Annotated in this window: 20 protein-coding genes; 11 read left to right on the top strand and 9 right to left on the bottom strand. The window is 58.2% G+C overall.

The features are described 5' to 3' along the window. Positions 1-151 precede the first annotated feature (151 nt). From BW974_RS06570 to BW974_RS06550, 5 genes are all read left to right on the top strand, one after another. Entirely contained in the window at positions 152-436 is a 285-nt protein-coding gene (locus BW974_RS06570; RefSeq protein ID WP_076429079.1) for a DUF357 domain-containing protein, read from the top strand. 44 nt (positions 437-480) lie between these two features. Further along, positions 481-756 carry a winged helix-turn-helix domain-containing protein gene (locus BW974_RS06565; protein WP_076429077.1) on the top strand — a complete coding sequence of 92 codons (276 nt, stop codon included), beginning with the start codon at positions 481-483 and terminating at the stop codon, positions 754-756. Between the two features lie 56 nt (positions 757-812). Continuing rightward, the gene (locus BW974_RS06560; protein WP_076429075.1) at positions 813-1,118 is read left to right on the top strand and encodes a DUF8036 family membrane protein; all 306 of its coding nucleotides are present in this window, start codon (positions 813-815) and stop codon (positions 1,116-1,118) included. A gap of 148 nt (positions 1,119-1,266) precedes the next feature. Further along, positions 1,267-1,548, top strand: a complete 282-nt coding sequence (locus tag BW974_RS06555; RefSeq protein ID WP_076430265.1) for a winged helix-turn-helix domain-containing protein — start codon at positions 1,267-1,269, stop codon at positions 1,546-1,548. A 125-nt stretch (positions 1,549-1,673) separates the two neighbouring features. After that, the gene (locus BW974_RS06550; RefSeq protein WP_076429072.1) at positions 1,674-2,396 is read left to right on the top strand and encodes a ferritin-like domain-containing protein; all 723 of its coding nucleotides are present in this window, start codon (positions 1,674-1,676) and stop codon (positions 2,394-2,396) included. A 33-nt stretch (positions 2,397-2,429) separates the two neighbouring features. Here the strand turns inward: BW974_RS06550 and BW974_RS06545 are convergent, their stop codons facing one another. Next, on the bottom strand, positions 2,430-3,626 hold the full coding sequence (locus BW974_RS06545; protein ID WP_076429070.1) for a putative manganese transporter: 1,197 nt from the start codon (positions 3,624-3,626) through the stop codon (positions 2,430-2,432). A 198-nt stretch (positions 3,627-3,824) separates the two neighbouring features. On the opposite strand from BW974_RS06545, the gene BW974_RS06540 reads away from it, so the two are divergent. The 4 genes from BW974_RS06540 to BW974_RS06525 all read left to right on the top strand — a co-directional run bounded on the left by BW974_RS06540 (position 3,825) and on the right by BW974_RS06525 (position 5,604). Further along, a complete protein-coding gene (locus BW974_RS06540) occupies positions 3,825-4,019 on the top strand; it encodes a cold-shock protein (RefSeq protein ID WP_049970639.1) in 195 nt (64 codons plus the stop codon). A gap of 94 nt (positions 4,020-4,113) precedes the next feature. Beyond that, the gene (locus tag BW974_RS06535; protein WP_049970640.1) at positions 4,114-4,293 is read left to right on the top strand and encodes a DUF7836 family putative zinc-binding protein; all 180 of its coding nucleotides are present in this window, start codon (positions 4,114-4,116) and stop codon (positions 4,291-4,293) included. A gap of 271 nt (positions 4,294-4,564) precedes the next feature. Next, positions 4,565-4,801: a UPF0058 family protein gene (locus BW974_RS06530; RefSeq protein WP_076430264.1), complete on the top strand. Its 237-nt coding sequence runs from the start codon at positions 4,565-4,567 to the stop codon at positions 4,799-4,801. Positions 4,802-5,004: 203 nt separating this feature from the next. After that, positions 5,005-5,604: an archaellin/type IV pilin N-terminal domain-containing protein gene (locus BW974_RS06525; RefSeq protein ID WP_076429068.1), complete on the top strand. Its 600-nt coding sequence runs from the start codon at positions 5,005-5,007 to the stop codon at positions 5,602-5,604. A 33-nt stretch (positions 5,605-5,637) separates the two neighbouring features. Here the strand turns inward: BW974_RS06525 and BW974_RS06520 are convergent, their stop codons facing one another. From BW974_RS06520 to BW974_RS06505, 4 genes are all read right to left on the bottom strand, one after another. Then, a complete protein-coding gene (locus BW974_RS06520; protein ID WP_076429067.1) occupies positions 5,638-6,438 on the bottom strand; it encodes a carbon-nitrogen family hydrolase in 801 nt (266 codons plus the stop codon). Next, on the bottom strand, positions 6,435-6,863 hold the full coding sequence (locus BW974_RS06515) for an SRPBCC family protein (RefSeq protein ID WP_076429066.1): 429 nt from the start codon (positions 6,861-6,863) through the stop codon (positions 6,435-6,437). Before BW974_RS06515 ends, BW974_RS06520 begins: the two co-directional genes overlap by 4 nt. Positions 6,864-6,901: 38 nt before the next feature. Beyond that, entirely contained in the window at positions 6,902-7,126 is a 225-nt protein-coding gene (locus BW974_RS06510) for a DUF7123 family protein (protein ID WP_076429064.1), read from the bottom strand. A 67-nt stretch (positions 7,127-7,193) separates the two neighbouring features. Then, positions 7,194-7,382: a DUF7525 family protein gene (locus tag BW974_RS06505; RefSeq protein WP_076429063.1), complete on the bottom strand. Its 189-nt coding sequence runs from the start codon at positions 7,380-7,382 to the stop codon at positions 7,194-7,196. Positions 7,383-7,493: 111 nt separating this feature from the next. On the opposite strand from BW974_RS06505, the gene BW974_RS06500 reads away from it, so the two are divergent. Together BW974_RS06500 and BW974_RS06495 are read left to right on the top strand one after the other, a co-directional pair. Beyond that, the gene (locus tag BW974_RS06500; RefSeq protein WP_076429062.1) at positions 7,494-8,669 is read left to right on the top strand and encodes an LEA/WHy family protein; all 1,176 of its coding nucleotides are present in this window, start codon (positions 7,494-7,496) and stop codon (positions 8,667-8,669) included. A 138-nt stretch (positions 8,670-8,807) separates the two neighbouring features. After that, complete coding sequence (locus BW974_RS06495) at positions 8,808-9,227, top strand: DUF7528 family protein (protein ID WP_076429061.1); 420 nt, start codon at positions 8,808-8,810, stop codon at positions 9,225-9,227. Positions 9,228-9,433: 206 nt separating this feature from the next. On the opposite strand, the gene BW974_RS06490 is transcribed toward BW974_RS06495, so the two are convergent. From BW974_RS06490 to BW974_RS06475, 4 genes are all read right to left on the bottom strand, one after another. Further along, positions 9,434-10,462: a phosphate signaling complex PhoU family protein gene (locus tag BW974_RS06490; protein WP_076429060.1), complete on the bottom strand. Its 1,029-nt coding sequence runs from the start codon at positions 10,460-10,462 to the stop codon at positions 9,434-9,436. An 89-nt stretch (positions 10,463-10,551) separates the two neighbouring features. Next, a complete protein-coding gene (locus tag BW974_RS06485; RefSeq protein ID WP_076429059.1) occupies positions 10,552-11,628 on the bottom strand; it encodes an ATP-NAD kinase family protein in 1,077 nt (358 codons plus the stop codon). Positions 11,629-11,695: 67 nt separating this feature from the next. Continuing rightward, the gene (locus BW974_RS06480) at positions 11,696-12,547 is read right to left on the bottom strand and encodes a manganese catalase family protein (protein ID WP_076429058.1); all 852 of its coding nucleotides are present in this window, start codon (positions 12,545-12,547) and stop codon (positions 11,696-11,698) included. Positions 12,548-12,826: 279 nt separating this feature from the next. Then, entirely contained in the window at positions 12,827-13,513 is a 687-nt protein-coding gene (locus BW974_RS06475; protein WP_076429057.1) for a competence/damage-inducible protein A, read from the bottom strand. Positions 13,514-13,534 lie beyond the last annotated feature (21 nt).

Genomic DNA, 13,534 nt, shown 5'->3' with positions numbered 1-13,534 from the left:
CGTTTCCGGTTTCGACAGTTCCACCAGCGTTGTTAATTGATAGCAACGTAATCCTCGCCAGGACGCAGTTGGTCGATTCAGAAGCGGCGGTTGGTTCGGGTTGTCACCGCCTCTCGAAGGCCTTACCTTCGTCCTCTCCGACGAATCGTGCATGGGCGCAGACATCGTGGAGAAGACGAACCGATACGAGCGCCTCCTCTCGGAGGCGCTCGACGCCGCGGAAATCGCTCCGGCGGCCGACACGCCGATGGGCGAGGCGGCGGCGGACTGTGAGGAAATGGCTCGTTCGTATCTCGAAGACGGGCGGCATTTCCGCGAGAACGATGACCTCGTGAACGCACTCGCGTCGTTTTCCTACGGGCACGCGTGGTTGGATGCCGGGGCGCGAATCGGTCTGTTCGACGTGCCCAGGGATGGACATCTCTTCACCGTGTAGTTGGGCGATGCGCTTACGTGTCCGGGGTGTGTCGATTGGCGATAATGGAGGGCGTCCTGTGGTACGTACTCACCGGTACGCGCGGCGGAGCCAATCGTGCCCGCCTGATTCGCGCGCTGGATGAACGTCCGCGGAACGCCAACCAACTGGCGGAGGCGTTGGACCTCGATTACAAAACAGTTCGCCATCACCTCGACGTGCTGATGGACAACGGCATAATCGAGAACAGTGGGGACGATTACGGCGCGGTGTATCTGCTCACGGAGCAAGCGCGACAGCACTGGGACATCGTCGAGGAAATCATGGAACAGGTGGAGTAAAGTATGGCTGAATCTGGGAAAGCATATAACCGGCACCGATTACAAGGGAGGAACAGATGAGTCTCTGGTTAGACGTAGCGCGGGTGGCGACGGCACTGAACGTGCTGTTGCTTCTGGGTCTGAGCTACGTTTGGCTCCGAAACTACATGCAGTTCCGCTCGAAGCACACGCTCGGACTGTCGGTGTTTGCACTTCTCCTGCTCGGCGAAAACGCGGTGGCGCTGTACGTGTATTCGTGGGATGAGTTGCTGTCGGTGTGGTTCGCAACTGCGGTGCCCCCCGAGGCGTGGCACGCGATGCTCGCGCTTCACATATTGGAATTTTTCGCCCTCTCGTTTCTCCTGTGGGCGACGTGGGACTGATTTTTCGACTCGATTTTTCGGTTTATGTCTCTGTATGATATACTTACGGTGCGATTAGCTGATCGCTAATAACGTAGTTTCAGACTGTACTCCGCCTGTGAAACGACAGAGTCGGAACTCGAGCACAACATCCAGCGGGGGGAGTTCGTTGGATGGAACGCTTTGGTACGTCCTTTCGGGAAGTCGGGGAGATGCGAGTCGCGCCCGACTACTCCGAGAGGTAGGAAATCGGCCACAGAACGCGAACCAACTCTCGACGACGCTCGACCTCGATTACTCTACGATTCGCCACCATCTCGACGTGCTCGCGGAACACGAAATCGTCGAACAGCACGGCGATGGCGAGTACGGTTCTATCTACACGCCGACTTCGGCGGTCAAACGGGAGTGGCAACGAGTCACGGAAATCATCGAGAAAGTATCTGAATAGCTATTCTCGCGGCGTTTACGGACGAACCATGGTCGGAGTTCGAATGAATTTGGGTGAGAGTCCGGAAAATTTTCTTTTAAATCTCTGTCCTCGGTTGTGGTGTGCGCCACAACGCACGACCAACCATGCCAGACAACACACAGGACGCGGTCGGTGAACTCGGAGAGACGACGCGGAAACAACTCACATCCCGTCGTGGCTTCCTCGCAGGGTCGGCGGCTGTCGGGGCTGTGGGACTGACGGGAGCAGGAATGGGCGTCGTGGGTGCGGACGACCACAATGACGATAGCGACGGCGGTTCCGGAGATGGTGGAAACATGGAAGACGAAACAACAGACATCGACATTCTGAACTACGCGCTGACGCTCGAACACTTAGAAGCAACCTTCTACGCGAAGGGACTGGAAGACTTCAGCGACGACGAACTCATGCACGCAGACCTCGGCTGTGAAATCAGCGACCATCAGCGTGCGAAGATTCCGGAACAGGTTCGAGTCGTTGGCGAACACGAGGCAGTTCACGTCGACCAGATTACGAAGGTCATCAAGCAACTCGGCGGCGAACCGGTCGAACAGGCCGAATACGACTTCGGCTACGAGACGCCCGCGCAGTTCCTCAAAGTTGCCAAGGCACTCGAAAACACGGGTGTGGCGGCGTACGCTGGCGCGGCACCGTCCATCGAAAACAAGGAGATACTGACGGCGGCAGTGTCCATTCACAGCGTCGAAGCGCGTCACGCAGCGTCGTTCAACGCGCTCAACGGTGTTTCGCCGTATCCTGACGCCTTCGACGAGGCGAAGACGATGGAAGAGGTCAAAGAAATCGCCGGACAGTTCATCGTTCAGTAAGCCGATTCTGCGCAACGCTGACTTTTTCTGCGATTACAGCACGCCGAACCCGGTTGCCGAACCGAAGTCGAAGAATACGTGCAGTCCAATCCCGACGATGAGTGCGGGAATGGTCGTGTAAATCGACGCGACGATTGCGGCCTTTTTGTCGATGGCGATGAGCGGGAACAGCGCGTCGCCGTCCTGACTGATAGCGTTCGCGGTGAGCGCCGAGAACGGAATCCCGCCTTCCGCGTACACGCTTGCCAGCACGATTTGCGGGCCACATCCCGGAATCAGTCCGAGTGCCGCCCCGGCGACGGGCGCGAGCAAACCAGCGGCGGCGGCGAGTTCGGCGACGTTGATGTTGAACAGGAGGACGGAGTATTCGTACAGCAGGTACGCCGTGAGCACCCAGACGGTGACGAAACTCGTCTCCTGTGCCGCGTGGACGAGCGTTTCGTGGACGTTAGCGAACGTATCCCGAGCGCGGCCAACGTGGCCGTCCCCGAGGTAGTGTCGCCCGACGAAGTAGATGTAGAAGGACGCCGTCGTTCCCGTGACGCCGACGACAGTAAAGACACCAGCGTAGGTCAGTCCGAGTTCCAGCGGAACCTCGGGTGCGCCCGCAGTGAGGTACATGACACCCACCACGAGTGCGATACCCGCGGACACCCACCAGAGAGCGTGAACCGCGTGGCTGAGGGGCGTCAGAACTGACGATTCTCGCGCGGCCGAGGTTTCGCAGGCCGCGTCGTACTCGTGTGTAGGATTACCGCCGCGACTCGCGCTGACGACGCCGCCGTCGGTCGCCGTGTTGCTGATGTTGGCCACGGCGCTGTCGATTCTGCCGACGCCCATGCCGAACTTGTCGATTGCGTAGCCGGAAACGATGGCCGCGCCGAAGGCGATACCGTATGCGTACAGTCCCGCTTCCGGTGCCAACGCGAGGATAACGAAGGCGGAGTCGCCAGCCGTCGCGATGAGCGTTGCGACGACGGTGCCGAAACTGACCGTGCCGCGAACGTACAGCGGCATCATGACGATTGCACCGCCACAGCCGGGGGTCAGACCCATGAGTGCGCCGAAAAACGGTTGCAGTCGCTCGTTCTCGGACAGTCGTTCGACTAACGCACCGCTCGTTCGGTACTGAACGAGGCCGAACAGGAGAACTGTAACCGCGACGAACGCGCTCACTTGGACGTAACCATCACGAACCGACGCGAGAAACACTTCTAATAGCTCGTTCATGAGAGATACGCCTCCTCTGCGGAGACGAAGATAGTTTTAGACATCTCTAAAACAGAGTTTTGCACCTTGGAACTTATAAGTTTCGGCAGTAAGAACCGACCGAAGGATAGTTTCAGACGATAGTTCAAAAAGAGACTAAGTGCTGTGGTACCAATAGCCGTAATTCTTATCTTCGTCACACCGCTCTGTTCACCTGCAATGGCGCAAGGTACGGTTACGTTCTTCAACGACACCGGCGGTTACGGTTTTATCGAGACTGACGACGCGGACGACGACGTATTCTTCCACATGGAGGATATTGGTGGGCCGGATTTGGAGGAAGGACAGGAAGTCGAATTCGACATCGAACAGGCGGACAAAGGGCCACGGGCGACGAACCTCCAACGGCTTTGAGACGACACCGTGTGGCGTAGCAGACGGGTAGCAACAGCTCTCTTTCACGAAATCGCCAACAAGATTTTTCTCCTTACCGCTCGATAGGCAGGATATGGTGGAAACGTACGTTCGATTGCTGTGCCCGGAGTGCGGAAAACACTGGGAATCGAGTCCCGACGACTTGCCGACCCCCGACAAGCAGTTCCACTGTCCGAACTGTCATGCGACGCGACGAACGTCTGAGTTCACACGAACCGAGAGCGATTTGAAGACGCTCAAGCAACTCCAGTAAGCACTGCTTATTCGCGCATTACGCGCGAAACAACGGAAACGCCACATCTTCTCGCTCGGATTTGACTCGATAAGCTGATAGCTACTGGCTAGTTCCACCGATGTTCGGTTCGCCGATTCGCCGCAATCAACTCCTATCCAGACAAGGGTCGGTTTCAACGACCGCATTCTCGTATGATACGGAACCGAAATTCCCGAAGTTCTGACTGTAAGGCGTGCTAACGGCACTCAAGATAATAATATAACCCTGCAACTGTTACTCAACGATGCTTATGAAGAAGCAGGAGCTCATCCACCTTCACGGCCTGCTTGCAGAGGTCGGAAACCATTTCGAGGAGAAAACCGGGGAACCGATTACACTAGACGAGTACGAATCTCTTGGGGTACGACCGACGTCCATCCACAGGTCGAAAACTGACCACAAAGCCGCTGTTTTTGCACTGTCCAACGCGATTACCACCGAAATGCGTGTGACCGAGCGCGAAGTGGTCGCACCTCAAGCTGACTGAATCACGGTTTGCGGTTCCCCGACATTAGTAGTAAAGACGAGTGGCGACGCTACCGTTTGTTCGTAGTTCTACCGAAAAGTGTCATATTTTGTACTTCATACGTTCTCAGACATGATAACAGACTGTGGTATTTAATACGAAACCGGGCGAACTGTATCCTACTGAACTGGTAAAATATCATCCAAAATAGGCATAAAACAAACATGAACAAAAAAGACACAGACGACCGGCGTTCGAACCGAGGTCAGGTCGGTATTGGAACGCTCATCGTGTTCATCGCAATGGTGTTAGTCGCCGCAATCGCCGCGGGCGTCCTCATCAACACGGCGGGCTTTCTCCAATCGAAAGCCGAACAGACCGGTCACGAGAGTAGCGCACAGGTAACGGACCACGTCCACGTGGTGAGTACCATGGGGAACGTCACCTACGACTCCACCAACGGACACCACGAGGTCGATTACGTCAACATGACCGTGATGAAAGGCTCCGGTGCGGGCGACATCAACCTATCACAGGCCACCCTCGAATGGCTCGGCCCGGACGGTGCCCAAATCATGACGATGGGAAGTGAAGCGAACGACACGCAGTTCGGCCTCGAAAAGATTCGCGACGAGGAAGACTCCCTTCCCGTCCTCGTCAGTCAGAAAGACAGATTCCGTATCGTTCTCGACACGGGACAGATAACGGATGGTTTGCAGGAACGCGAGGAGTTTACGATTAAAGTCGTCACCTCCTCGGGTGCGATGACCTACCACCACAGCGTGCCCGAAACGCTGTCGGACGGTCACGCAATCGGCTTGTAAATCAAACCACTCACCTTTTGTTTATTTACCCGCTCAGCGGCGTCTATCGTGCCACGCCGGGAACTCTTCCCGAATCTTCGAAACGCGTGTCGGGTCGATGTCTCTCACGACGAGTTCCGGTTCGTCACCGGTGCTCGCCAGTGCGGTTCCCCACGGGTCGTACACCGTGGAGCGACCGAGGAGGGTCGCATCCTCGTAGGAACCCGAACCGTTGATGGTAGCGAGGAAACACTGGTTTTCGATGGCGCGTGCGCGTGAGAGCACTTGCCAGTGTTCGACGCGAGGGTAGGGCCACGCGCTCGGGACGAGAACGAGAGTCGCACCCGCCTCCGCAATATCGCGGTACAGTTCGGGAAATCGGAGGTCGTAGCAGGTCGTCATTCCGAGGGTTACATCCTCGAACTCCACGATTCCCAGCGATTCCCCCGGAACCAGCATCTCGGCTTCCGCGGATTCGTAGCCGAACAGATGGTGTTTCCGGTACACCGCGCGTCGGTTGCCGTCCCGGTCGAAAAAGACCGAGGTGTTTGCAAGTCCTTCCTCGGCGGGTGTCTCACCATCCGTCAGGGAAAGGTCTTCGACGATGCTCCCCGCGAGAACGCCAATATCGTGTTCGTCCGCGAGGTCGCTAATCCGCGTGAGCGTCGGCCCGTCGAGCGCCTCGGCGTTTCGCTGGTACGTCTCGAACGCGAAGTAGCCGACGTTGAAAATTTCAGGAAGGGCGACGAGGTCTGCGTCTCGTGCCGCCGCGGATTCGATGGCGTCCGCGGCACGCTTGCGGTTCGACTCGACATCACCCCCCTCGATTGCGATTTGTGCGAGTGCGAGTATCATGTGGTCACACCCACCTCTTCTTGCAATTTTTCCTCTAAATTCTCCAGTTCGTCATCCAGATGTTTCTTGAAATAGCGTTCGATACCCGGGACACGCCCATCAACGACGAAGCGATTGACGAGTCGGCATCCCTCTTCCGTCGGTTCGATTTCGTGTTCTCCCGTGACACGCAAAGCCGACGAGCGCCCGACGAACTTCACGTATCGTGGTTCTTCCCGTGCAACGTCCTCCGTCTCCACTGGAATCGTCTTGTTCACGAACGGAATTGGAAGTTCAATGTGCCACGTCGCGCGATGGCCTTCGTGCGCGTCGTAGTCGGCGACGACGCTTATAGCACTGGCTCTGCGCTTCGGGTCGGCGAGGAACTCCCATACGTCCTCGGGAGGAACCGGAAGTTCGAACGTCCGCTCTACCCGGACAGTCATACGCTAGAATTGGGCTGTGGTGGTAAAAAGCCAGCCACTTAGTTCGGGCTAACTTTCCACGTCGTCGAACGAGCGCGCCCCCACTTCTCGATGTCTACGTCGTCGGACTTCTCCGCCAGCTTCGGGAGCCGAGACCCCACCTGTTTGGATGAGAGGCCGAGGTGTTTGGCGATGTTCTTCGCGCGGAAGTAGCGCTCACCGCCAGACACGCTGTCGCGTAGGAATTCGAGGATACGCTGTTCCTCGTTGGTGAACTCAGTCATCCTCACCACCAATACGTGCCAGATGGCCTTAACCATTATCCCCTACTGAGCAAGTGCTGATTTCGCGTCAGTTCGAGTAGACGTGATTCGCGGATACTGCGAGGATACCGGCGATGATGGCCGCGGCGAATCCCCACGCGGCGGTTTCCGTCCCCGGCGTGACAAACGTTACTCCTGCACCCGCGAGTGCGATAAGCGTGAACAGCACGGAGAGTCCAACCCCCATATCTGTCGAAACAGCCTGATTTCCTGCCATGTGCCCTCTTTGCATGAGGGCTAACTTAGTTCATTCTACTCGCGTACAATCCCGGCACTGACAGAGAAGCGAGTCGGGAGATTTTTGGTGTCACTCCGCAGGAACCCGCATATGGTCGCAGAGAAACTCAAGTCGGTGTTACCGGTCGGAAAGCGGGGATTTCTCGCCCTGTTTCTCATCGTCGTGCTCGTGGGAGGCGGCGTACTCACTGGCGTTCTCGGCGCGCCGCGCGTCTCCGGCGTGGATAACGAGTTCGGCGACGTAACGAACGAGCAGACGGAAGTTCGAACTGCGCTCGTCGTGGACAATCCGAATCCGTTCAGCGTTCGAGTCGGCAACACCTCGGTCGATTACACCGTCGAAATGAACGACGTGACGATGGCGAGCGGCCAGCAGTCGAACCTCGCACTCGACCGGGGGAAAACGACGCTCGGGTTTTCCACGCAGATGCAGAATCGAAAGATTCCGGAGTGGTGGGTCACCCACATCCGGAACGACGAGCGAACGACGCTCCGAATCCAGTCCGAGGTTCGCTCGTCCGCCGTCAGTCGCTCGGTGCGCGTCCCATACGAGGACGACATCGAGACGGACATCATCGGCCAGTTCAACTCGACGGAAACGCGCCCGGTGAACGCGAGCGTTCCGTTCGTCTCCGACCCCGTGCTCTACGTGAACGAAACGAGCGCGAACTGGGGTTCCGTGACGCAGGAACGGACACCGATTCAACTGCGAATGCGAGCGTACAACCCGAAATCAATCCCCTACACGATTTCGGAAATCGGCTACGAGATGACGATGAACGACGTTCCGGTCGGCAATGGAACGACCGCACAGCCGTACACGATTCCGGCTAAATCCGAGAAAACGCTCGGGATGCAAGCGAACATTCGAAACCAGAAACTCGACGACTGGTGGGTGAGCCACCTCGAAAACAACCAAACGACTGACTTGCGAATAGAGTTCCACGCCAAAATCGACCTTCCAACCGGCGACACGGTCGAAGTGCCGCTTCGGGCGATGACCTACGAGCGGCAAATCGAGACGGACATCTTCCGGAACGACTCGGCGGAGGGTGCGCTGGACGACGTGAAAGCGAATCCTGCGTCCGGGACGACAGTCGATGAAACGGAAACCAGTGAGACGACTGTCGGGAAAACGACGACCGGCGAAGAAACGACTGCGACCAGTTCGACCGCCACAACTTCGGACTCTGGTACGGAAACGACCACCACGGACGATGGCGGACTGCTCGGAACTCTGCTCGCCGTCGAAATCGAGCGACACTGAATATTCCCGCCACCGACAGACTTTTTATATTGGCCAAACCATGTCTTTCTATGCCACGGAGTACACACTCTCCTGGTCGAGTTCTTCTCGGGCGATGAGAGTGCCGTAACGGCAACGAGAGACGGTGAATCGATTGTACTGGCCATCGACGGACAGGATTACGAGCTATCGCGCGAAACAGCGACGCAACTGCAAGACGCCGTCGGCGATGCGCTGACCGAGCGCCAAGAGTTCTTCCGCACCGCAGGTACCTTCCGCGAGGACGGAAGCTACGAGGTGTCTCGCCGAGGTGCGGACTCGTCGGGGAACGCCAAGGTGTTCCAGAGTTTCGACGAGATGGCCCGACTGTTCGACCGCCTGCCGGACGAATTTTCCGCGGAGGAGGTCGGCCGAACCGGAATCACAGGGTCGCGCCGCCACCTGCTGGTTCGCCACTTCGCGGAGCATCCCGACTTCCCGTGTCGGATTTCTCTGCACAATCCGCTGACCGCGGAGAAGGAGTCCGGAAAGTCCAGTGTCGCAGGGAACGATGGAAACGCCGAGGTGGGAGCGGACTGAGGATATATTCGCTTGAAAAACGCGCCGCGTTTTTCAAGCGAGTGACAATCACGAGACGGACTGGCCAGCGGTCAGTTCGCCCCTTCCACATTCGACGAACCGTCTTTGCGTGAAAATCCGTCTTCCGGAGAGCGATAGCACAACCCAACGGTCGGTTAGCGGGCGCGTGCGGCGCACGCGCCCGCCTGTTGATTTTTTAGGCCGTTTCAGTTAATCGTCGTGTGTTCGCTCTCCTCGTTGAGCGCCAGATTTGCCGCGATTTCCGCGTTTCGCATCGCGTACTGGGCGGTTTGCTGGAGGCTGACGAGCACGTCCCGAACCTGCAGGAGGTCGTCGTTCGACATCTCGGGCAGGTCGGAGAGAATGTCAGATTCCCGGTCACCGAGTTCGTGGAACTTCTTTCGAACTTCGAGCGTCATGTCGTAATCGCGCTCGACCGCGGCCTGCACTGCCAGCGCGGTCATCTCGTCCACGTGGTCGGTGAACTCGCGGATGCGCCGCATCGTACCGGTATCGACTTCGAGCGTGTGACCATTCGCTTCGAGGACGATGTCCGCGATGTCCTCCGCGTTGTCCGCAGTCAGTTCGAGATTTTTCGAAATCGAGCGGTAGCCGATGAGTGGGAAACCGCTGTCCAAACCGACTGCGCGGGCGAGCGTCGGGTTTTCGTGCGCCGTGAAGATGAGACGAAGGAGGAGGACGAAAATCTTGTTTGCCTGTCGCTCGCGGTTCAAGGCTCGCTGAGCGAGGTCTGGGTTGCCATGCGCCAGTGCTTTCACCGCCTCGCCGCGCATGGTGCTCCCGGTATTCTCCAGTCGTTCGAGGAGGTTGTCCAAGTCGAAATCCTCCGGGTCAACTGAACACCTGATTGCGATGCTCTCCGGGGTTTCCTCGATGACGCCGAGTCCCATCAACTGCGTCTCCGCCTTGTAGACGGCGTTGATATGGCTGCTTTCCAAGGCTCCCTCGCTGACGACGTGGATAACGCGCCGTCCGAGAACGTACTGCGCGACGATCGCGCGCTCGACTGCACCAGCATCCAGTTGTTCGGTGTGAATCGTCGCCTCTGCCTCGTCGTCGTGGGCAGATTCGGGGAGAACCGTGAGCGACCCTTTTCCGCTGATTCGAAGGGACACTTCGTCACCCTTCTCGACGCCGTGTTCCTGCGCCCACTCGGCGGGCAGGGTCATCGCCAGCGTCGATGGCCCCAATCGCTGAACCTTCCGTGTTTCCATGTCCTTTAATTTCTCCACCAAACCTTAAATGTCGCCATATGTCAACAACTGTCTCGAATCGGAAAACTATCTCGGAAGAGAATAAACATCTACTCGACTTTCAACATTCTGCGCTCGAAGCGTCCGACGCGGACTTTTCGCCAGCCGCGCAGGGAATCGTCTACGTCTACATCGCCGGTGTCGACGTGGAGAACGCCGATGCCATCGAGTTTCGTCTTCGAAGCGACGACTTCCACTTCGGACTGTCGAATCACGTCGGGCGAAATCTGGTGGTTTCCACGTCCGAAAATGAATCCCTGTCCGCCAATCGGCGAAACGATGATTTCGTTTCGTTCCCCAAGACTCGACAGGATTTCCGTTTCGCTGGCATCGCGGGCCAACACTTCTCCGTCGCGCCACACGTCCACGCCGAGTGGCGACCCGTCGAACCCGAGTTGGGATTTGATTGCGCCGACCGTACTTCCCGGCCCGAGGACGTATGTCACGCCGTCCTCGACTTCGTCGGCGACTCCGGCGGCGAGGCTTTCGACCGTTCCGCCGCCGAGTTGCTTGCTCGATTGGAGCGATTCGGCGACGGGAACGTTCGCAATCGCCCGCAGTTCTGCCCGGACTTCGCCCTCGCGGTAGGCATCCTCGTCGATGTCGTTCACTTCGCGTTCCTCCGTGCGGTCGAATCCGGCGGCGACGCGCCCCGCCGCTTCCGGCGTGACTGCAAAGACGGACGAGTAGATTTTCACTCCGGCGGGGACGCCCAGCATCGGGATTTCCGCGCCTGTCTCGGCGAGCGTTTCGGCGACATCGACCGCGGTTCCGTCCCCGCCGACGAACAGAATCAACTCTGCGTTTTCCGCCGCGAGGCGGCGAACCGCCTCGCGAGTGTCCTCTGCGTTGGTTTCGTCATTTTGGTCGTCTTTCGACGGTTCGCCGACGATTTCCGGGTCGAATCCAGCGCGTCGTGCTTCCTCGGCACCCATCTCGCCAGCGTAGGTCAGAATCTCGGCGTCTGGCGCACGCTCTTTGAGCGCGGACAGGGCGGAAACCGCCCTGTCCGGCGCGCGCTGTTCTGCTCCCCGTTCCCGTGCTTCCGCGACTTTGCCGTCGGTTCCCTTCAGGCCGACTCGCCCACCCATGCCCGCGATGGGATTGACGACCACGCCGATTCGCATGGCTGTGGGTTGGGTGGCGCGGATAAAAGGCGTGTGGGCAGTGGCGAAATCGTCGTCTTTTCTTGCGTTAGTCGTCGTCCTGCTCTTTCACTTCGTTGTGTGCTTTCTCGTTCGGCGGTTGGAGGTTCGGTTCCGTCTTCCCCAAATCCTTCTCTCGAATGAACGAGAACGACCCTTCGCTGTCCATCGACTCGCCCTGTGTCCACGGCTTCTGCGGGTCGTCCGGTTCGTTGATGTCGGTAGACATGAACGAGTAGTTGAACTCCTGATGTTCCATCTCGTCCGGGAAACTGTCCGGAACCGGTAGGTGGTCGAACATATCGTCCGGGTCGCCCAAATCCTGTAGGAGGGCGAGCCACTGGTTCTGGTGCATCGTGTCCCGCGCGATGAGATAGGACAGCATATCCTTCATACCGTCGTCTTCGGTCATCTCCCACAGTCGCGTGGCGAGCAGTCGTCCGGTCGATTCGGCCATCACGTTAGCGTACATGTCCGCCGCGAGGTTGCCGCTTGCGACGATGCAACTCCCGTTGAACGGCACGCCGTTGCTATCGACCGGCATCGCGTGCAGGCCGGACGAGAGCACCTGTCGTGGTTGCATCCCGTTCATCGCCGCCGAAACGGCGCTGTCCTGTCCCATCTGGTTGCGCAGTTCGACCGGCGCTCCTTCGAGATTCTTGGCCACTGCGGTCGCCAACATCTCGATGTGGCCGAGTTCCTCCGCTGCGGTTTCCAGCAATGCGTGGCGGTATTCGCTGTGTTTTTGCGGAAGCGCCCACGCCTGAAACAGGTATTGGAGTGCGACCCGCATCTCCCCCTCCACGCCGCCGATAGCCTGCTGGAGCATCTTCGCAAACTCCGGGTTCGGTTCCTCTACTTCGACTGTGTACTGTAGTTTCCCATTATCGTGGTAAAACATCGTTCCCCACCGCAACGGAATCCGGTAAGCGTTTCAATAAGTATGTCGGCCTCGGAGGACTGTTCGATTCGAACTGAATCATGAGAAAAATGGGGGCAGTTCTCAAACCTTAAGAGACAGCGCCGACAACCGCAGAACATGATTCCAATCGCAGACCTCGCCCCGCTCGCAACGTTCCCCCTAGCGGAAGTCAGCATCGCCGTTTTAGTGGCCTCAATCGGCTCTGTCGTCGCATGGATGGCGTACTTCTACCGATAGCCGAGCCAACCGCGAACCGTTTTACGGTCGTTCGACTCGCTGGCGAAGCCAATCCGCCGCGTTTTGAACGACTTCCTCGTCCGACCCTTCGATTTTGACGCGAACGTGGTCGCCCGGATAGCTTCCCACCTTCACGTCGAATCGTTCTCGTAGTTCTTCGAATCGGTCGATGAGCGCGCTCTCGGGTTCGTCCGCCGGCACGACTTCTCTGAAATACGGGTCGCCGTCGAACTCGTCTTCAATGCGCTCGAACATCGCTTTCATCTCTTCCGGTACGCCCGGCAGGACGTAGATGTTCTCGATTGCCGCGCCGGGGGCGACGCCGACTTCGTTGGGGAGCATTCGGGACCCTTTCGGGAGATGTGTGGTTCCAGAAACGAGGTCGGCGTGCGAGTAGTCGGAATGAGTTTCTATCCATTCGACCGCTTCCGTATGTTCTTCGACTGGAACGCCGACAGCGGCGGCGACGCCCTCCATCGTCAAATCGTCGTGCGTCGGGCCGAGTCCGCCCGTCACGATGACGGCGTCGTATTCGGCCAGCGATTCGTTTACCACGCGGGCGATGTCGGCCACGTGGTCGGGGACGACGAACACCCGTTCAACCGAAACGCCGCGCTCGGTCAGTTGCTTGCCTAACCATGCCGCGTTCGTGTTGACGGTGTCGCCGGAAAGAATCTCGTCTCCGACGGAAATCAGCGCGATTTGCATACTGGATGGTGTGGCGCGACG

Source organism: Haladaptatus litoreus, assembly GCF_900156425.1.
In the GTDB taxonomy this organism is placed as follows: Archaea; Halobacteriota; Halobacteria; order Halobacteriales; family Haladaptataceae; genus Haladaptatus; species Haladaptatus litoreus.
This window is presented reverse-complemented; position numbering and strand designations above follow the sequence as displayed.